The 19,293-nt window shown below is 68.2% G+C and carries 13 protein-coding genes; 7 read left to right on the forward strand and 6 right to left on the reverse strand.

Annotated elements, in window-relative coordinates; genetic code table 11:
• Nucleotides 1–270: 270 nt before the first annotated feature.
• From tldD to ACPTTC_RS03835, 3 genes are all read right to left on the reverse strand, one after another.
• A complete protein-coding gene (gene tldD / locus ACPTTC_RS03825) occupies nt 271–1,737 on the reverse strand; it encodes a metalloprotease TldD (protein ID WP_174913396.1) in 1,467 nt (488 codons plus the stop codon).
• 85 nt (nt 1,738–1,822) lie between these two features.
• A complete protein-coding gene (locus ACPTTC_RS03830) occupies nt 1,823–2,650 on the reverse strand; it encodes a carbon-nitrogen hydrolase family protein (RefSeq protein WP_423391589.1) in 828 nt (275 codons plus the stop codon).
• Between the two features lie 63 nt (nt 2,651–2,713).
• Complete coding sequence (locus ACPTTC_RS03835) at nt 2,714–6,913, reverse strand: YhdP family protein (protein ID WP_423391590.1); 4,200 nt, start codon at nt 6,911–6,913, stop codon at nt 2,714–2,716.
• Between the two features lie 226 nt (nt 6,914–7,139).
• Here ACPTTC_RS03835 and glnE point away from each other — a divergent pair, with 226 nt between their 5' ends.
• Nucleotides 7,140–9,941 carry a bifunctional [glutamate--ammonia ligase]-adenylyl-L-tyrosine phosphorylase/[glutamate--ammonia-ligase] adenylyltransferase gene (gene glnE / locus ACPTTC_RS03840; protein WP_423391591.1) on the forward strand — a complete coding sequence of 934 codons (2,802 nt, stop codon included), beginning with the start codon at nt 7,140–7,142 and terminating at the stop codon, nt 9,939–9,941.
• Between the two features lie 113 nt (nt 9,942–10,054).
• On the opposite strand, the gene recN is transcribed toward glnE, so the two are convergent.
• Complete coding sequence (gene recN / locus ACPTTC_RS03845; RefSeq protein ID WP_423391592.1) at nt 10,055–11,704, reverse strand: DNA repair protein RecN; 1,650 nt, start codon at nt 11,702–11,704, stop codon at nt 10,055–10,057.
• Between the two features lie 19 nt (nt 11,705–11,723).
• Nucleotides 11,724–12,626, reverse strand: coding sequence for an NAD kinase (locus ACPTTC_RS03850; RefSeq protein WP_175958219.1), 903 nt, complete (start codon nt 12,624–12,626; stop codon nt 11,724–11,726).
• Between the two features lie 131 nt (nt 12,627–12,757).
• Here ACPTTC_RS03850 and hrcA point away from each other — a divergent pair, with 131 nt between their 5' ends.
• From hrcA to ACPTTC_RS03865, 3 genes are all read left to right on the forward strand, one after another.
• Entirely contained in the window at nt 12,758–13,780 is a 1,023-nt protein-coding gene (gene hrcA, locus ACPTTC_RS03855; protein WP_175958220.1) for a heat-inducible transcriptional repressor HrcA, read from the forward strand.
• A 398-nt stretch (nt 13,781–14,178) separates the two neighbouring features.
• Nucleotides 14,179–15,243 (forward strand): ferrochelatase, encoded by a 1,065-nt coding sequence (hemH, locus tag ACPTTC_RS03860; RefSeq protein ID WP_423391593.1) that lies wholly within the window; start codon nt 14,179–14,181, stop codon nt 15,241–15,243.
• A 5-nt stretch (nt 15,244–15,248) separates the two neighbouring features.
• Nucleotides 15,249–15,656 (forward strand): RNA-binding S4 domain-containing protein, encoded by a 408-nt coding sequence (locus ACPTTC_RS03865; protein ID WP_021162216.1) that lies wholly within the window; start codon nt 15,249–15,251, stop codon nt 15,654–15,656.
• Here the strand turns inward: ACPTTC_RS03865 and ACPTTC_RS03870 are convergent.
• Complete coding sequence (locus ACPTTC_RS03870) at nt 15,628–15,789, reverse strand: hypothetical protein (RefSeq protein ID WP_006476841.1); 162 nt, start codon at nt 15,787–15,789, stop codon at nt 15,628–15,630. The two genes, ACPTTC_RS03865 and ACPTTC_RS03870, sit on opposite strands and share 29 nt — an antisense overlap.
• A gap of 355 nt (nt 15,790–16,144) precedes the next feature.
• Here ACPTTC_RS03870 and grpE point away from each other — a divergent pair, with 355 nt between their 5' ends.
• The 3 genes from grpE to dnaK all read left to right on the forward strand — a co-directional run bounded on the left by grpE (nt 16,145) and on the right by dnaK (nt 19,211).
• Nucleotides 16,145–16,690 (forward strand): nucleotide exchange factor GrpE, encoded by a 546-nt coding sequence (gene grpE / locus ACPTTC_RS03875; RefSeq protein ID WP_226195408.1) that lies wholly within the window; start codon nt 16,145–16,147, stop codon nt 16,688–16,690.
• A gap of 10 nt (nt 16,691–16,700) precedes the next feature.
• Nucleotides 16,701–17,111, forward strand: coding sequence for a thioredoxin family protein (locus tag ACPTTC_RS03880; RefSeq protein WP_175958223.1), 411 nt, complete (start codon nt 16,701–16,703; stop codon nt 17,109–17,111).
• A gap of 147 nt (nt 17,112–17,258) precedes the next feature.
• On the forward strand, nt 17,259–19,211 hold the full coding sequence (gene dnaK / locus ACPTTC_RS03885) for a molecular chaperone DnaK (protein ID WP_175958224.1): 1,953 nt from the start codon (nt 17,259–17,261) through the stop codon (nt 19,209–19,211).
• The last annotated feature ends 82 nt before the right edge of the window (nt 19,212–19,293 follow it).

The following is a 19,293-nucleotide window of genomic DNA, read 5'->3' on the forward strand; positions in this document are numbered from 1 at the left end:
GAAAAAAAACCGCCGGGTTCGCCGGCGGTTTTTTCGGGAATTTCGGTTGCGCTCTATGCGCCATCAACCCTCTCGATCCGCCAGCGGTCTGAGATACCAAAAAAAGTAAAAGTAAAACTTGGCGGACATGACGGAGATTCGGTTCGTCAAAAAAAGTTGATTCGGAATTTATACCCCGTCGCCGGGCGGCTGGCAACCGGGAAACGTCGAAAATGCGGACATTCCGCGCGTTTTCTTCAAAATGCGCGGAATGTATGCGCCGCGATGCGGTTATGCCGTGCCGCCGACCGTCATCCGGTCGATCCGCAGGGTCGGCTGGCCGACGCCGACCGGCACGCTCTGGCCTTCCTTACCGCACACGCCGACACCCGAGTCGAGCGACATGTCGTTGCCGATCATGCTCACGTCCTTCAGCGATTCGGGGCCGCTGCCGATCAGCGTCGCGCCCTTCACCGGGTAGGTGATCTTGCCGTTCTCGATCATGTACGCCTCCGACGCCGAGAACACGAACTTGCCGTTCGTGATGTCGACCTGGCCGCCGCCGAAGTTCACCGCGTACAGGCCGTTCTTCACCGACGCGATGATTTCCTGCGGATCCTTGTCGCCGTTCAGCATGTACGTGTTCGTCATGCGCGGCATCGGCAGCGCCGCGTACGACTCGCGGCGCGCGTTGCCCGTGACCGGCATCTTCATCAGGCGAGCGTTCAGCGTGTCCTGGATGTAGCCCTTCAGGATGCCGTCCTCGATCAGCGTCGTGCACTGCGTCGGGTTGCCTTCGTCGTCGATGTTCAGCGAGCCGCGGCGGTTCGGCAGCGTGCCGTCGTCGACGACGGTCACGCCCTTCGCGGCGACCCGCTCGCCGATCCGGCCGGCAAATGCCGACGAGCCCTTGCGGTTGAAGTCGCCCTCGAGACCGTGGCCGATCGCCTCGTGCAGCAGCACGCCCGGCCAGCCCGGCCCGAGCACGACCGTCATCGCGCCGGCCGGCGCGGGGCGGGCGTCGAGGTTCACGAGCGCCGCATGCACGGCGTCGTCGACGTAGCGCGACAGCACGTCGTCGGTGAAGTAGCCGTAGTCGAAGCGGCCACCGCCGCCGCCGGAGCCGATCTCGCGGCGGCCGTTCTGCTCGGCGATCACCGTGACCGATACGCGCACGAGCGGGCGGATGTCGGCCGCGAGTGCGCCGTCGCTGCGCGCGACCAGCACGACGTCGTATTCGCCGGCGAGGCCTGCCATCACCTGCGTGATGCGCGGGTCGCGGCCGCGCGCCATCTGCTCGATGCGCTCGAGCAGCTTGACCTTGGCCGTCGCGTCGAGCGACGCGAGCGGATCGGACGGCAGGTACAGGTCGCGGCCCGAGATGCCCTTCAGTGACGTTGCCGCCTTGATCTTCTGGCGGCCGCCGCCGGCCGCCGCGATCGCCTTGGTCGCTGCGGCGGCTTGCGCGATGGCTTCCGGCGACAGGTCGTCGGAATACGCGAACGCGGTGCGGTCGCCCGCGACCGCGCGCACACCGACGCCCTGGTCGATGCTGAAGCTGCCCGATTTGACGATGCCTTCCTCGAGGCTCCACGCTTCGCTGCGGGTCGCCTGGAAGTACAGGTCCGCGTAGTCGACGCGATGCGTGAAGATGTCGGCGATCGTGCGCGTGAGCAGGCTTTCGTCGAGGCCGTACGGCGTGAGCAGGATGTCCTTCGCCAGCGCGAGGTTGCGGATGCCGGGTTCGATGATGTTCATGCGGATATCGGGGTTTCTCAAAAAGTTGTCGGGTGCTTCTGGGCAGATGGGTTGGCCGCGCGGCGTTTCAAGCGGCGCGGCGGATTCAGGTCAGCACGCGGTGCCGCCACGCGGGCAGGCTCTGGCGCACGTCGGCGATGCGTTGCGGATCGATCGCGCCGAGCACGACGCTGGCGCCCACGTCGCGGACCGCGACGATCTCGCCCCACGGGTCGATCAGCATGCTGTGGCCCCAGGTGCGCCGGCCGTTCTCGTGCTTGCCGCCTTGCGCGGCCGCGAGCACGTAGCACTGGTTCTCGACGGCCCGCGCGCGCAGCAGCGTTTCCCAGTGCGCGCGGCCCGTCGTATACGTAAACGCCGACGGTACGACGATCAATGCGCAATCGCCCATCCTGCGATACAGCTCCGGAAAGCGGAGATCGTAACAGACCGACAGGCCGACCCGCCCGAACGGCGCGTCGAACGAGACGACCGTATCGCCCGCGCGGATCGTGCGCGCCTCGTCGAACGACTCGTCGCCTTTCTCGAAGTTGAACAGGTGGATCTTGTCGTAGCGCGCGGCTTCGTTGCCGGACGGATCGAACACGAGCGTCGTGTTGAGCACGCGATCGGGCTCGGGCGCCTTCAGCGGCAGCGTGCCGCCGATCACCCAGATGCCGTGGCGGCGCGCGGCGTCCGCGAGGAAGTGCTGGATCGGGCCGTCCCGGTAGGGTTCGGCGAGCGCGAGCTTGTCGGTGTCGCGATGGCCCATGAAGCAGAAATACTCGGGCAGCAGCACGAGCTGCGCGCCTTCGCCGGCGGCCTCCGCGATCAGGCGGCGGGCTTCGGCGAGATTGCGTGTGACATCCGGCGTGCTCACCATCTGCAGCGCGGCGACCTGGAAGGGCGTGGCGGAACGGGTGTGGTCGGTCATCGCGGGATCGGTTGCGTCATAAATGGGGTGCGGCCCGGCACCGTGCGCGGCGCGGCGTGCGGCTCAATGGCTTGCCGCATCGGCCGGACCGTGATTCATCTTACCCTGATCGCCCCGCACCCGCTCGATGTGCGGGTGCGCCCACGAGCCGGTGATTGCGTAGTCGAGCGCGAACGCGCGCGACAGCGTCTCCGACAGCGCGTAGTTCGCGGCCAGCACGCCGACGCCGAGCAGCGGGTTGATGATGGCCGCCCCGATTGCCGCCGCGCCCGCGCTGATTTTCGGCGCGACGTGCGCATGCAGGTCCTGCGTCTCGGTACCGAGATCGACCGCGCCGCGCACGGTGACGTTCGCGGGCCCCGTCATCATCGAGAAGTCGTCGGTGCGGGCGATCCCGTTCGAGATCTGGCCGGTGCCGGTGATCTTGTCGAACGGCAGCCCCTTGCCGATCACGTCGCGGAAATTCAGCGTCAGGAAACGGGCGAGGCTCTGCAGGCTCAGCACGCCGAGCAGCTTCGCCGCGCCCGGATCGACCTTCAGGATCTGGCCGTGTTCGAGATCGAGCGCGATCTGGCCGCCGAGCGACGGGAAGTCGAGCGCGGTCGGGCCGCCGCGCCAGCCGACCTTGCCGGTCACCGAGCCATGGCCGTCCGCAAGCGTGCGCGGCAGGCCGACGCGGTCGAGCAGCGCGCCCGCGTTGCCGATGTCGAGCTTGAAGTCGAACACGGTGCGGCGCGGCGCGTCGTTCTCGTCGGCGCCGCGGGCGAGCGCGCGGCGCGACGTGCGCCAGTTGCCGGTCGCCGTCAGCTTCGCGTCCGGGTTCGAGAGCTCCAGCTTGTCGAGCTGCCAGACCGGTGTGCCGGCTTCGTCGATATTGCGCGCGTTGACGACGAGGCGGCCGATGTCGTGGTCGCGCGCGACGACCTGGTCGACGATCAGGTCGATCGACGGCATCGGGCGGTCGGTCGGCGTCGGCAGGTTCATCGCGCGGCCGACGAGATCGTGCTGCGCGCTGTCGGGCACCACGAGCTTCGCGAGCCGCGCGTTCAGCACGCCCGCGCCGTTGTGGCCGCCGCCCGGCGCCCACGACAGGTAGCCCGACACCTGGTTCGACGCAATGTTCGCCTGCCACAGCTCGTCGACGTGCGACGCGCCGACGATCACGTTTTCCCAGTTGCGCTTGAGCAGCTTCAGCGTGCCGAAATGGAACGCGAAGCGCTTCGGCGCGAAGCTCGCGAAATCGACGCGCGGCGCGGCCTGCGGCGCCTGCGCGCGCGGCGTGTCGGACTTCAGCGTACGGGCCAGCGCGAGCCACGCATCGGCGTCCAGTTCGTTGACGTCGACGGCCGCGCTCACGCCGTCCTGAGGCATGTCGGGCATCCGGTGGATGCCCATCGCGCCGCGCACCGCGCGCAGCGGCTGGCCGCGCGTCGCGTCGAGCAGATAGGTCGCGGACACGGGGCCGAGCGTCAGGTCGGCATGTTCGAGGCGCTTGCCGTCCGCCTGCGGCGCCGGTTGCAGCGTGAAGCTGAACGGCATCGGCGTGCCGGCCGCCTTTGCGAACGGCGCGGGGAAATTCAGCGCGACGCCGGTCAGGTCGGAATGCGCGCTGATGTCGGGCAGGCGGCCCGGCGTGCCGCGCACGGCGACCTTGTACGGTGCGTCGCCCACCACGTGCTCGAGCAGCGCGGCGGCCGGGCCGTGCAGGTTCAGGCCGCGCGCCGCGTCGAGCGCGAGCCGGCCGTCGACGTCCACCGTGTAGGGCCCGTGCGACTGGAAGTTGCCGTTCGCGCGCACCGGGCCGCCGAGGAAGCGTCCCGACAGGTCGTGCAGCGACGCGCCGGCCTCGGTGAACCGGACACTGCCGCGCAGCGCGGACAGCGGCGGCACGCCGCTGGTCGTCAGCGTGTTGCCGCCGAACGCGAGCGCGCCTTCGACGTGCGTGTGCGGATGCGCGACGTGCTGCGGAATCGTGATCTTGAGCGCGAGCGACGCGGGCCCCTGCGCCTCGATCCGCTGGCCGATATGCCCGCTCATCGTGCCGAGCGAGCTGTTGTCCGCGTAGTCGATCAGGTCGGCCAGCGGGCCCTGCGCATGGCCGTCGATGATGAGCGGCGAGTGGGTCGGGTTGCCCAGGTCGTCGATGCGGCCGGCGACCTTCGTCAGCGCGACGCGCTTGTAGTGTGCGCGCTCGATGTCGAAGCGCAGCTTGTTCTGCGCGAGCTCGAACACGCCGTCGATCCCGTCGAGCGCCGGCCAGACGCTCGGCGTGCCGTTCGCGAGCTTGCGCGGCGGGTACGGCGTCGGTTCGAAGCGGCCGCCGGTGAACGGCGCGACGATGTGGAACACGCCGGCGCCGGGCTCGTGTTCGAACGGGAATTTCTCGAGCGGGCCGCGGGCGACGATCGATGCGCCCTTGGTCACCTGGCCGTCCTGCAGCGCGTGGCCGAGATAGTCGCGCAGGTGTTCGGACATCCCGGTCGGCAGGTAGCGCGGAATGCGCGCCACCGACGCGCGGGCGAAATCGGCGCGCAGGTCGAGCGAGCCGCGGCCGTGGCCGGGGTTCGTGTACGAGCCGGACACCGCGATTTCGGCATCGGGGTTCGAGACGAGCAGGTCGGGCAGCGTCACGTCGACGCGTGCGTGCTTGTCGCCGGCCGCGGGCGTGATCACCCACTTGGCGTTGCCGCGCAACCGGTCGAACGTCAGGCGCGGCTCGTCGAATTCACCGGGAACCGTGACGGCCGCGTTGACCGTGTCGAAATGCGCGCTGCCGCCCGTCTCGTTCGCATCGACGCGGCCCCACAGGTTTTCGACGCCCGGCCAGCCGGCGCGCGGGTGGCCGCGTGGCGACAGGCCCGGCGGCGGCTCCTGCGCGGCGAAGCTGATGCCCTGGAGATCGCCGAGGAAACGGTAGCGGACGATCGGCGCGGCGCCCATGCGCCGCTCCTCGTCGGCAAGGTCGGCTCGCGCCGGCTTCGCGCGTTCGACCTCGATCTGATAGTTCGACACCATCCCGCGCGGGTCGATCTTGATCAGTTCGTTGCGCAGGCGCGCCGGCAGCGGCAGCCCGCGAATGAACTCGCTGAGGATGCCGAGATCGACGCGGTCGCCGACGACGCTCAACAGCTGCCCCTGGCTCGCGGTCGGCACGCGGTAGCGGGCCGTCAGCGTCGACAGTGCCAGCGAGCGGGCGAGCGGCGTGCCGTCCGGCAGCGGCGGCTGGCCGAGCTCCGCGTTGAAGCGCGTCAGGTGCAGCGTGTAGTCGTGGCCGGCGTCGAGCTGCATGTCCCAGCCGAAGCCGACCGTCGGCACGTCGAGCCGCGGCTGCGTCGGGCGCACGCGCAGCGCGACGTCCGCGCCCTGCAGGTCGCCGCCCGCCGAATGCAGATGGCCGTCGCCGAAGGTGGCCCAGATCGCGTTGTCGATCCGGCCCGCGTGGATCGTGAGCGGCATGTCGAGGTAGCGCGCCAGCGTTTGCAGGTCGACCGGGCCGGTCGACAGGTACGCGTCGCCCGTCCAGTTCGACGGCTTGCCGACCGGGGCGAGCGGCTTGTGCTTGAAGCGCGCACGGAAATCGAGCGGGCCGAGCAGCAGCGTGCCGTTCGCGGGCGCCTGCAGCGCGGCCTTGTGCACGCGGCCGTCGTTGAGCACCGCGAGCCGGATGCCCGACAGCACGAGCTCCGGCGCGTCATGCTGCGCGTCGCGCCAGCGCAGCGTGCCGCCGCGCAGCACGATCGCCTCCTGCTTCAGCAGCCACGTGCCGAACGTGTCGTTGCCGCCATGGGTGGTCGCCACGCCGACGCCCGCGATGCTGAGCGAGCCGTCGGCCGCACGCGCGACAACCAGGTCGGGCTGGTCGACGATCAGGCTCGACAGCGCGGGCGACAGCCGCAGCAGCGACATCCAGGATAGCGCGGCCGTCGCATGCGGCACCGACAGTGCGACCTTGCCGTCACGGCCGCGGATCGTCAGGTTCGTGAGTTCGACGCCCGGCTGCATGCCGGACCAGTTCGGGGAAAGCTTGCCGATCGAAAGCTGCGCGTGGAGCTTGTCGGACACCGCGCGCTCGATGCGCGGGCGGAATTCGTCGATGCGCGGCAGCAGGACGTAGCGCAACCCGAGGAACGCGCCGGACGCGACGAAGTAGGTGCCGATCCCGACTGCCAGCGTCACCCTGAACACGCGACGCAGGACCGGATGATCGTGCTTCGGAGGTCCCGCTTCGGGCGCAGCTACGGCGGATTCCTGACGGTCGGACATGCGGCGGACGGGCGGCGATATGGTAGTTTTGCAGACTGACGTTGAAATGTATCACACGGGTTCGTGCCGGCGGCCGTTGCGGCAGCGCGGCACGGGCTTTCCGGCGCGCGGTTTCGCGACGGGCGCACACGCCCCGCGATGCCGCGCCGAGTCCATGGGGCCGGTCGGGAGCGGGGCGCGCACGCGTGTCCCGCGCCGCCGGCCTTTCCGCCAGGCCCGCTTCTCGATGACCGACGCTTCCGCCCTGATCTGCACGTCCTATTCCCGTTACTTGGCCCGCGCGGCCGCCGCGCGACCCGCGCTCGCCGACCAGGTCGCCGCGTGGGCTGCCGCGCCGCTCGGTCGCGCGCAGCTCGACGCGCGCCTCACCGAACTGCTGGCGACTCAGGCCGGCACGGGCGCGCCGACCGAGGAGCAACTGAAGCGCGCGCTGCGGCAACTGCGGGCCGAGGCATTCGGCGCGGTCGCGGAACGCGACCTGCGCGGGCTGGCGGACGTCGCCGAAGTGACGGGCGCGATGACCGATCTCGCGGAAGTGGCCGTGCAGCGCTCGCTTGCGCTGCTGTCGGCCGAACTCGAAGCGCTGTACGGCGAGCCGCGCGGCGCCGACGGCCAGCGCGTCGTGCTCGGCGTGGTCGGGATGGGCAAGCTCGGCGGCCGGGAGCTGAACGTGTCGTCGGACATCGACCTGATCTTCGTCTACGAGGACGACGGCGAGACGACCGGCGGCGCGCGTTCGCCGCTGCCCACGCAGGAATACTTCACGCGGCTCGGCCGGAGGCTGATCGGCGTGTTGTCGGAAGTCACCGCCGACGGCTACGTATTTCGGGTCGACATGCGGCTGCGTCCGAACGGCGATTCGGGGCCGCTCGTCTGCAGCCTCGGCATGCTCGAGGAGTATTTCTACGTGCAGGGCCGCGAGTGGGAGCGCTATGCGTGGATCAAGGGGCGGCTCGTGTCGGAAGGCGACAGCGACGCGGCGCGGCGGCTGGAGTCGCAGCTCGAGGCGATCGTCAAGCCGTTCGTGTACCGCCGCTACCTCGACTTCGGCGTGATCGGCGCGATCCGCTCGCTGCACCAGCAGATCCGGCAGGAAGCCGCGCGTCGCGCGTCGATGCGGCCCGACAAGGCCGACGACATCAAGCTTGGGCGCGGCGGGATCCGTGAGATCGAGTTCAGTGCGCAAGTGTTCCAGTTGATCCGTGGCGGGCAGGATGCGGAATTCCGCGTGCGGCCGACGCTCGCGGTGCTGCGCCATGCGCAGGCGCGCGGGCTGATCGGCGAGGACGTGCGCGCGCGCCTGACCGATGCCTACAATTTCCTGCGCACGCTCGAGCACCGGCTGCAGTACCGCAACGACGCGCAGACGCATGCGATGCCGGTCGAGCCGGACGAACGCGCGGCGCTGGCCGCGTCGCTCGGCTTTGCCGACTATGCGGCGCTGATGACGGTGCTGGACGAGCACCGGAACTTCGTCGAGGCGCAGTTCGACCAGATCTTCGCCGACAAGGTGAACGGCGCGCCCCGCGGCGCGGGCGAAGAGACGGCCGCCGCGTGGATCTGGAGCAGTGCGCTCGCCGATGACGGCGAGGACGATGCGCTCGCGGCCCGTCTCGACGGCCTCGGCTTCGCCGATCCGGCGACGGTGCTCGCCCGGTTGCGCGCGGTCTGGCAGTCGTCGCGCTACACGGGCTTGCCGGAAAAGAGCCGGCATCGCTTCGACCGCGTCGCGCAGCGCGCGCTGGAGGCCGCGCCGCGGATCGACGCCGCGCGCCGCGACGAAACCATCATCCGCCTGTTCGACCTGCTCGAGACGGTCAGCCGGCGCGGTGTCTATCTCGCGTTGCTGACCGAATATCCGGCCGCGCTCGACCGCGTGCTGTCGGTGCTCGGTGCGACGCGCTGGGGGGGCGGCTACCTGATCCGCCATCCGCAACTGCTCGACGAACTGCTCGACGACGAGGCGATCGCGAGCCCGTTCGACTGGCCTGCGTTCAAGGATGCGCTGCGCGCGCGCCTCGCCGCGGCCGACGGCCCCGAGCAGCAGATGGACCTGCTGCGGCACGCACAGCACGCGGAGGTGTTCCGGATCCTGCTGATCGATCTCGCCGGGCAACTGTCGGTCGAGCATGTGAGCGACCGGCTGTCCGAACTGGCTGACGCGGTGCTCGACGTGACGATCGAAGTCGTCTGGTCGCAGCTCGCGAAGCGCCACCGCGACGTGCCGAAGTTCGCGGTGATCGCGTACGGCAAGCTGGGCGGCAAGGAGCTCGGCTACGCGTCGGATCTCGACCTGATCTTCCTGTACGACGACCCCGACGAGCGCTCGGCGGACGTCTACACGACCTTCACGCGGCGCCTGATCACATGGCTCACCACGGCGACCGGGGCGGGCGCGCTGTTCGACATCGACCTGCGGCTGCGGCCGAACGGCGAGGCAGGGCTACTGGTCACCGATCTCGACGCGTTCCGCCGCTACCAACTGCGCGAGGGCGACGCCGCGAATACCGCGTGGGTCTGGGAGCATCAGGCGCTGACGCGTGCCCGCTACAGCGCGGGCGACGCGCAGATCGGCGCGGACTTCGAGGCGATCCGCCAGCAGGTGCTGACGACGCCGCGCGACGGCGGCGTGCTCGCGAAGGAGATCGTCGACATGCGCGGCAAGGTGTTCGCCGGCCACCCGAACCAGACCGAGCTGTTCGACCTGAAGCACGATCGCGGCGGGATGGTCGACATCGAGTTCATCGTCCAGTACTGGGTGCTGCTGCACGCGTCGAGCGACGCCGAGCTGATCCGCAACACGGGCAATATCGCGCTGCTGCGCGAGGTCGCGCGCTTCGGGCTGATGGGCGAGGACGAGGCCGAGCGGGTCGGGGCGGCGTACCGTAAGTACCGGAAGCTGCAGCACAAGCTGCGGCTCGACGGGATGGAGAAGGCGCGGGTCGATCCGGCCGTGGTGGCCGACGAGCGGGCGGCCGTGACGGCGCTGTGGACGCGCGTGTTCGGGGCGGTTGAAACGGATAGTTGAAACGACCGTTCGATGCGGTGCGGCAGGGGGAGCGATCGCGCCGCCGTGCCTAAAAAAGACCGGCGCGTGCGCCGGTCTTTTGCATTCGATGAACGGCTAACGGGTGGCCGGCGTCAGGCGGCCAGCATTTCCTTCGCGTGCTTGCGCGTCGTGGCCGTGATCTCGAGCCCGCCGAGCATCCGCGCGACTTCCTCGATCCGGTTGGCGCGGTCGAGCGCGACCACGGTCGACACCGTGCCGCCGCGGTCGTCGGCGCCTTTTGTGACCTGGAAGTGATGGTCGCCGCGCGCGGCGACCTGCGGCAGGTGCGTCACGCACAGTACCTGGCGATCGCGCCCGAGCTGGTGCAGCAGGCGGCCGACCACTTCGGCGACGCCGCCGCCGATCCCCGTATCGACTTCGTCGAAGATCAGCGTCGGCGTCGGGCTTGCCGCGCTGGCGATCACGGCGAGCGCGAGGCTGATGCGTGCGAGCTCGCCGCCCGACGCAACCTTCGCGAGCGGCCGCAGCGGCACGCCAGGGTGCCCGGCGACCCGGAATTCGACCTGTTCGAGCCCGTGCGGGCCGCCGTCGGCGAGCGGCACGAGCGCGACTTCGAAGCTCCCGCCCGCCATCGACAATTCCTGCATGCCGGCCGTGACGGCCGCGCCGAGCGCCTTGGCGGCCTGTGTGCGCGCCTTGGACAGCTGTTTGGCGTCGGCGAGATAGGCTTCCCGCGCCTTGGCCTGCACCGCCTCGAGCGCGCCGAGATCGGCGGCCGCGTCGAGTGCGGCGAGCTGCGCGCGGCGTGCCGCGTGTTCTTCGTGCAGCGTGTCGGGCGGCAAGCGGAACTTGCGGGCGGTCGAGTGCAGCGCATCGAGGCGCGTTTCGACCTGCGCGAGCCGTTCGGGATCGAGATCGATGCGCTGTGCATAGTGCGACAGCGAGTAGACCGCTTCCTGCAGCTGGATCTCGGCCGGTTCAAGCGACGCGAGCGCGTCGCCGAGCGTGGTGTCGTAGTCGGCGAGGCTGCGCAGCTTCGACACGATCGCGCCGAGCTGCGCGAGCATCGCGTCGTCGGACTCGGACAGCGCGTTGAGCGCACCGCGCACGCCTTCGATCAGGTTCGCCGAATGCGACAGGCGCTTGTGCTCGTTGCTGACTTCGTCCCATTCGCCGGGCTGAGGGGCGAGCTTGTCGAGCTCGGCGAGCTGCCAGGCGAGCTTTTCGCGTTCGAGCTGCAGCTCGCGCTCGTGCGCTTTTGCCGCGTCGATCGCCTGCGTCGCGTCACGCCACACGCGCCATGCGCGTGCGACGTTCGCGGCGTCGGCAACGAGCCCCGCGTGCGTATCGAACAGCTCGCGCTGCGCGTCGGGCCGCATGAGCAACTGGTGCGCATGCTGGCCGTGGATGTCGACGAGCATTTCGCCGAGCTCGCGCAGCTGCGCGAGCGTCGCGCTGGTGCCGTTGATGAATGCGCGCGACCGGCCGTTCGCATCGATCACGCGGCGCAGCATCACGGTGTCCTCGGTGTCGAACGCGTGTTCGTCGAGCCAGCGCGCGACGCGGTCGTGCGGCGTGAATTCGGCGGTGATGTCGGCGCGGCCGCAACCGGTGCGCACGACGCTCGCGTCGGCACGTTCGCCGAGCGCAAGGGCAAGGGCGTCGATCAGGATCGATTTCCCGGCGCCGGTTTCGCCGGAAAAGACGGAAAAGCCGCTGTCGAATTCGAGATCGAGCGCGGCGACGATGACGAAGTCGCGGATCGAGAGGTGGCGGAGCATGGTGTCGGGCGGAGCGGCGTCAGGACGCGTTGTCGTCTTCGTTCGAGGCGTGTTCGTTCCAGTGCAGCTTCTTGCGCAGCGTCGCGTAGTAGCTGTAGCCGATCGGGTGCAGGAACGGCACCGTGTGCTTCGAGCGGCGCACCTCGATCGTGTCGTTCAGTTCGAGCGCGGTGAACGACTGCATGTCGAAGTTCACGTTGACGTCGCGCCCGCCGACGATCTGGATCGCGATTTTCGAATCGTCGGGCAGCACGATCGGCCGGTTCGACAGCGCGTGCGGCGCGATCGGCACGAGCACGATACCCGCCAGCTGCGGATGGAGGATCGGGCCGGCCGACGACAGTGCGTAAGCGGTCGAGCCGGTCGGCGTGGCGACGATCAGGCCGTCCGAACGCTGGTTGTACATGTATCGGCCGTCGACCGACGCGCGCAGCTCGACCATCCCGGAGAAGCCGCTGCGGTTCACGACGACGTCGTTGAAGGCGATCGCATGGTAGATCGGTTCGCCGTCGCGCATGATCCGGGCCTCGAGCAGCGCGCGCTCCTCGCGTTCGAACTTGCCCGACAGGATCACTGGCACGAGCGCCTGCATGTCGGCCGCCGCGATATCGGTGATGAAGCCGAGCCGCCCGTGGTTGATCCCGATCAGCGGTGTCTTGTACGGCGCGAGCTGGCGGCCGATGCCGAGCATCGTCCCGTCGCCGCCCAGCACGACCGCCACGTCGGCGCGCGCCCCGATTTCGGCCGGGGTCAGCGCCGGGTAGCCGGTGATGCCGATCTCGCGCGCGGTCTCGGCTTCGAAGACGACCTCGAAGCCCTGCTTGGCGACGCAGGCGGCCAGTGTGGCGAGCGGCTCGGCGATGTTGGGCGTGTTGCTCCGGCCGACGAGCGCGACAGTGTTGAACTGATTACCGGTTTTCATGCCGGCATTACACCATAGCTCGTTGACGAAAAGAACCGGCCGCGCACGGGCGGGGCCGGATCGGGCCAACCCGCGCAACGGCAGCCGACGCCACTCGCCGCGGTCGCGCGGTTGCGCTAAAATTTTCCACCATGCTAGATCCTCGCGCACGAACCCTCCTGAAAACCCTGATCGAACGGTATATCGCCGACGGTCAGCCAGTCGGATCGCGCACGTTGTCCCGTTACTCCGGGCTCGAGCTGAGCCCGGCGACGATCCGCAACGTGATGTCCGACCTGGAGGAGCTCGGCCTCGTGTCGAGCCCGCACACGTCGGCCGGCCGCGTGCCGACGCCGCGCGGCTACCGGCTGTTCGTCGACACCATGCTGACGGTCGAGGTGCCGATCGACGCCGAAGCCGTCGCGCGGCAGGTGCAGAACACGTTGCAGGCCGGCGAGCCGCAGCAGCGGGTCGTGGCGGCCGCCGCGAGCGTGCTGTCGAACCTGTCGCAGTTCGCGGGCGTCGTGCTGACGCCGCGCCGCAGCCACGTGTTCAAGCAGATCGAGTTCATGCGCCTGTCGGACAAGCGCATCCTGCTGATCATCGTCACGCCCGAGGGCGACGTGCAGAACCGGATGCTCGCGACGCCGCGCGATTACTCGCCGTCGCAACTGACCGAGGCGTCCAACTACATCAATGCGCATTTCGCCGGACTGTCGTTCGACGAGGTGCGCCGCCGCCTGCGCGACGAGATCGACCAGCTGCGCGGCGACATGACCGCGCTGATGCATGCGGCCGTGACGGCCAGCACCGAGGTGCCCGACACCGAGGACACCGTGCTGATTTCCGGCGAGCGCAACCTGCTCGAAGTGGCGGATCTCTCGTCCGACATGGCGCGGCTGCGCAAGCTGTTTGACGTATTCGACCAAAAGACGGGCCTCCTGCAACTGCTCGACGTGTCGAGCCACGCCCAGGGCGTGCAGATCTTCATTGGCGGCGAATCGACGCTCGTGCCGATCGAGGAAATGAGCGTCGTGACCGCACCTTACGAGGTGAACGGGCAGATCGTCGGCACGCTCGGCGTGATCGGCCCGACCCGCATGGCGTACAACCGCGTGATACCGATCGTCGACATCACCGCGCGCCTGCTGTCGCTCACGCTGAGCCAGCAGTAGCCTGCCGTCGCCGGCCCGATCCCGCCCCGTCATCTTGCCGCGGCACCGCGCGTGCCGGCAGTCGGCCGAACGATAGGGCCTGGTTCCGCTCATGACGCGCTTGCGAACGAGCGTTGCCAGTCGCCGTGCAGGAAGCAAGGCGCACCGTCTAGCCGAGCCAAACAAGCGACGCGCGCCGCCGCTATGCGGCCGGCAACGCTCGCTCCCCTGATTGGAATCGATCTTTTGCGGGGCTGGCCGCCAGAAGCGCCGATCGCGGCGTCATGCGCGTTGCGCTCGGCCTTCTGGCGTCCAGTGCAAGCTCGTCATGAGCGGGAGCAGGTCCTGGCCGACCGGCGCGGGGCGGCCGGCTATAATTGAGAGCCGTCCGGTTCCGTGCCCCGAGCACGTTATTGCCCATGCGTTTCGATCTTGAGCCGTCCTCGAGCACCGCGGCTGCCCATCGCATCGGTGTGCTGCTGATCAATCTCGGCACACCCGACGCCCCGACGCCGCGCGCGGTGCGGCGCTACCTGGCCGAATTCCTGTCGGATCCACGGGTCGTCGAGATTCCGCAGGCCGTCTGGCAGGTGCTGCTGCGCACGCTGATCCTGCCGCTGCGCGGCCGCGCATCCGCGAAGAAATACGCGGCCGTCTGGATGCCCGAGGGCTCGCCGCTGCGCGTCTACACCGAGCGCCAGACCGATGCCGTGCGGCACCTGCTCGCGTCGAACGGCTATCAAGTGCAGGTCGACTACGCGATGCGCTACGGCAGCCCGAACATTTCGCACGCGCTCGCGCAGTTCAAGCGTGCGGGCGTCGAGCGCGTGCTGCTGATGCCGATGTATCCGCAATACTCGTCGTCGACCACGGCCACGGCCTTCGACGCCGCATTCAACGCGCTCGCGCGCATGCGCAACCAGCCGGAGGTGCGCACGGTGCGGCACTACGCCGACCATCCGGCCTATATCCATGCGTTGGCCGAGCAGGTGCGCCAGTATTGGGCGCAGCACGGCCGGCCCGACTTCGCGGCCGGCGACAAACTCGTGCTGAGCTTTCACGGCGTGCCGAAGCGCACGCTCGACCTCGGCGATCCCTACCACGACCAGTGCCAGCAGACAGGGGCGCTGCTGATGGCCGCGCTCGGGCTGTCGACGACCGAATGCCGCATCACCTTCCAGTCGCGGTTCGGCAAGGCCGAATGGCTGCAGCCCTACACCGCGCCGACGCTGCGCGAGTTCGGCGAGGCCGGCGTGCGGCGGGCCGACGTGTTCTGTCCCGGTTTCACGGCCGATTGCCTGGAGACGATCGAGGAGATCGGCATGGAGGTGCGTGACGAATTCCTCGCCGGCGGCGGCAAGGCGTTCCACCGGATTCCGTGCCTGAACGGCGCGCCCGCGTGGATCGGTGCGCTCGGCGAGATCGTCGCCGAGAATCTGCAGGGCTGGCCGGTCAAGGCCGCGCAGCCCGAAATGGTGAGTTAAGCGCGATGAATTACAAGATCTCGACCGAACCGGGCGCGAAGCTGCGCATCGACAAATGGTTGTGGGCGGCGCGGTTCTTCAAGACGCGCTCGCTCGCGACCGATGCGGTCGACAAGGGGCACGTGAAGATCGGCGGCGCGGCAGTCAAGCCGGCGAAGGAGGTGCGCGTGGGCGACGAAGTCGAGATTGCGATCGACGGCATCGTCTGGCACATTGCCGTGCTTGGCGTGTGCGACGTGCGCGGGCCGGCGAGCGTCGCGCAGACGCTTTACGAGGAAACGGAAGCAGGGCGGGCCGCGCGGCTCGCCGAACTGGAGCGGCGTCGCACGTATCGCGAACCGGCAGCCGAATTGCACGGCCGGCCGACGAAGCGCGACCGGCGCATCATCGACAGATTTTCTGGTGGGAGCTGAACATCTGGTCGAACGTCGCCCGCGCGCTCCCGTATTCGGTCGTGCGGTCGGTAACGGCTCCCGACAGGCAGATGGTGGTGGTGCCGGCAATGAGTACCAGCGCGACCACCGATATCGCAAAGGTCAGTTTCACGGTACTCCCCTCGAGAAGACGGGTGAAAGCGGCGCCAGGTGGATGTCAGGCGGCGGTCAGCTAGGGGTAAACACGCTTTTCCTACGCTTGAGTGCAGTGTAGTGCAGCGGGCCTGTGCCAAGCTAGTACTTGCCAGGTAAGCGTTGTTACAGCCCGTTTCGCCTGATCTGGCGGACTATGCGGGCGATGCCCCGGCGTGACGCGCGGTTGTTTCGCTGCATTGGAGAATGCCGGCGAATCACCCCCTTGAAATCGTCGTATTCACCCTTATTTGCACCAGCAATGTGCGGTGCCGCCGGATATACGGTCCGGCGGTTGCCGATTTGGCTTTAACCTCTAATCGACTTTCAGCGACATGGAAAACACGCAAGAGAACCCGGCACCCCAATCGGCCGAAGATATCGGCAGCGAGAAGCAGGCGGCGCAAGGCGCTGCCCCCGCCGCCGAAGCAGCCGACGCGGCGCTCGCGGAGGCTCAAGCCAAGGTCGCCGAGCTGCAGGAGAGCTACCTGCGGGCGAAGGCCGAGACCGAGAACGTCCGCCGCCGCGCGCAGGACGACGTCTCGAAGGCGCACAAGTTCGCGATCGAGAGCTTCGCGGAGCACCTGCTGCCCGTGCTGGACAGCCTGGAAGCGGCCGTCAACGATACGTCCGGCGACATCGCGAAGGTGCGCGAAGGCGTCGAACTGACGCTGCGCCAGCTGACGAGCGCGCTCGAGAAGGGCCGCGTCGTCGCGATCAACCCGGTCGGCGAGAAGTTCGATCCGCACCAGCACCAGGCGATTTCGATGGTGCCGGCCGAGCAGGAGCCGAACACCGTCGTCACGGTGCTGCAAAAGGGCTACACGATCGCCGACCGCGTGCTGCGTCCGGCGCTCGTCACCGTCGCGCAGCCGAAGTAAGGCCGTCGCGATGCTGCCTGCCGGCGTCGATCCGGCCGCGTTCGACGCGTTCGACATGCGGGCACTGGACGCCGGCACGTTCGACGCGGCGATCGACGGCGCGGGCGATGCGCTCGCGGTGGTGTTCTTCTGGGGCGTCGACTGCTTCAACTGCGAGATCGCGAAGAAGGCGATGCTCGCCCAGCCCGACGCGATCCGCGCGCTGGACTTGAAGTGGTTCCATTGCAACGTGTACGAACACCACCAGCTGGGCCGCCGCTTCGGGCTGCATGGCGTGCCGACGTGGTTCTTTTTCCACCGCGGCAAGCGGCTGGGCCGCGCGACGGGCTGGCATGGCCTCGCGCAGTTCCAGGCAGCGGTGTCGGCGGCACGCGCGAAAATCGCCGCGGCAGGTGGCGATCCGCTAGCCGGCGGCGATTGAAAAAATTTAATATCCGCATCGCTCGTCGGGTCTTGAAAACGGATCGGACGGACGCATTTCGGGAACAGAGTTGAATTCTGGCGCGCGAAACCGCCCCAAAACGCGGGGTTTTGCGCAGCAAACAAGCATTTCTGGAGATTAGGAAAAATGGGAAAGATCATCGGTATTGACCTCGGCACCACGAACTCGTGCGTCGCCATCATGGAAGGCAACCAGGTCAAGGTCATCGAGAACTCGGAAGGCGCGCGCACCACGCCGTCGATCATCGCCTACATGGACGACAACGAAGTGCTGGTCGGCGCGCCGGCCAAGCGTCAGTCGGTGACCAACCCGAAGAACACGCTGTTCGCGGTGAAGCGCCTGATCGGCCGCCGCTTCGAAGAGAAGGAAGTCCAGAAGGACATCGGCCTGATGCCGTACACCATCATCAAGGCCGACAACGGCGATGCATGGGTTGAGGCACACGGCGAAAAGCTCGCGCCGCCGCAGGTTTCGGCGGAAGTGCTGCGCAAGATGAAGAAGACGGCCGAAGACTACCTCGGCGAGCCGGTCACGGAAGCCGTGATCACGGTGCCGGCGTACTTCAACGACAGCCAGCGTCAGGCAACCAAGGACGCCGGCCGCATCGCGGGCCTCGAAGTCAAGCGGATCATCAACGAGCCGACCGCGGCCGCGCTCGCGTTCGGCCTCGACAAGGCCGAGAAGGGCGACCGCAAGATCGCCGTGTATGACCTCGGCGGCGGTACGTTCGACGTGTCGATCATCGAAATCGCGGACGTCGACGGCGAAATGCAGTTCGAAGTGCTGTCGACCAACGGCGACACGTTCCTCGGCGGCGAAGACTTCGACCAGCGCATCATCGATTACATCATCGGCGAGTTCAAGAAGGAGCAGGGCGTCGACCTGTCGAAGGACGTGCTCGCGCTGCAGCGCCTGAAGGAAGCCGCTGAAAAGGCGAAGATCGAGCTGTCGTCGAGCCAGCAGACCGAAATCAACCTGCCGTACATCACGGCGGACGCATCGGGCCCGAAGCACTTGAACCTGAAGATCACCCGCGCGAAGCTGGAAGCGCTGGTGGAAGACCTCGTCGAGCGCACGATCGAACCGTGCCGCATCGCGATCAAGGACGCAGGCGTCAAGGTGTCGGACATCGACGACGTGATCCTGGTCGGCGGCCAGACGCGCATGCCGAAGGTGCTGGAGAAGGTGAAGGAATTCTTCGGCAAGGATCCGCGCCGTGACGTGAACCCGGACGAAGCCGTCGCAGTCGGCGCGGCGATCCAGGGCCAGGTTCTGTCGGGCGACCGCAAGGACGTGCTGCTGCTCGACGTGACCCCGCTGTCGCTCGGCATCGAGACGCTCGGTGGCGTGATGACGAAGATGATCAGCAAGAACACGACGATCCCGACGAAGCACGCCCAGGTGTACTCGACGGCGGACGACAACCAGGGCGCCGTGACGATCAAGGTGTTCCAGGGCGAACGCGAAATGGCGGCAGGCAACAAGCTGCTCGGCGAGTTCAACCTCGAAGGCATCCCGCCGGCACCGCGCGGCGTGCCGCAGATCGAAGTGACCTTCGACATCGACGCGAACGGCATCCTGCACGTCGGCGCGAAGGACAAGGCGACCGGCAAGGAAAACAAGATCACGATCAAGGCCAACTCGGGTCTGTCCGAGGCTGAAATCGACCAGATGATCAAGGACGCGGAAGCGAACGCAGCGGAAGACCACAAGCTGCGCGAGCTGGCCGATTCGCGCAACCAGGGCGACGCGCTGGTCCACAGCACGAAGAAGGCGCTGACCGAGTACGGCGACAAGCTGGACGCGGGCGAGAAGGAAGCGATCGAAGCGTCGCTGAAGTCGCTCGAGGACGTGCTGAAGGATACGTCGGCCGACAAGGCTGCGATCGACGCGAAGGTCGAGGAACTCGGCAAGGTTTCGCAGAAGCTCGGCGAAAAGATGTATGCCGACATGCAGGCCCAGCAGGCGGGTGCGGCCGGCGCAGCGGGTGCGGCGGAAGGCGCGGCCCACGCGGGCGGTGCGCAACAGGCTGCCGACGATGTCGTCGACGCCGAGTTCAAGGAAGTGAAGAAGGACTAAGCCGGGTTGCCCCGGTGCCGCACGCCGCGCGCGCAACACGCGCGCGGCGCGGCTGACGGGTTGGCTGACAAGCGGTCTGTCT

Origin of the sequence: Burkholderia mycopellens (genome assembly GCF_964265025.1) — a bacterium.
Lineage (GTDB): Bacteria > Pseudomonadota > Gammaproteobacteria > Burkholderiales > Burkholderiaceae > Burkholderia.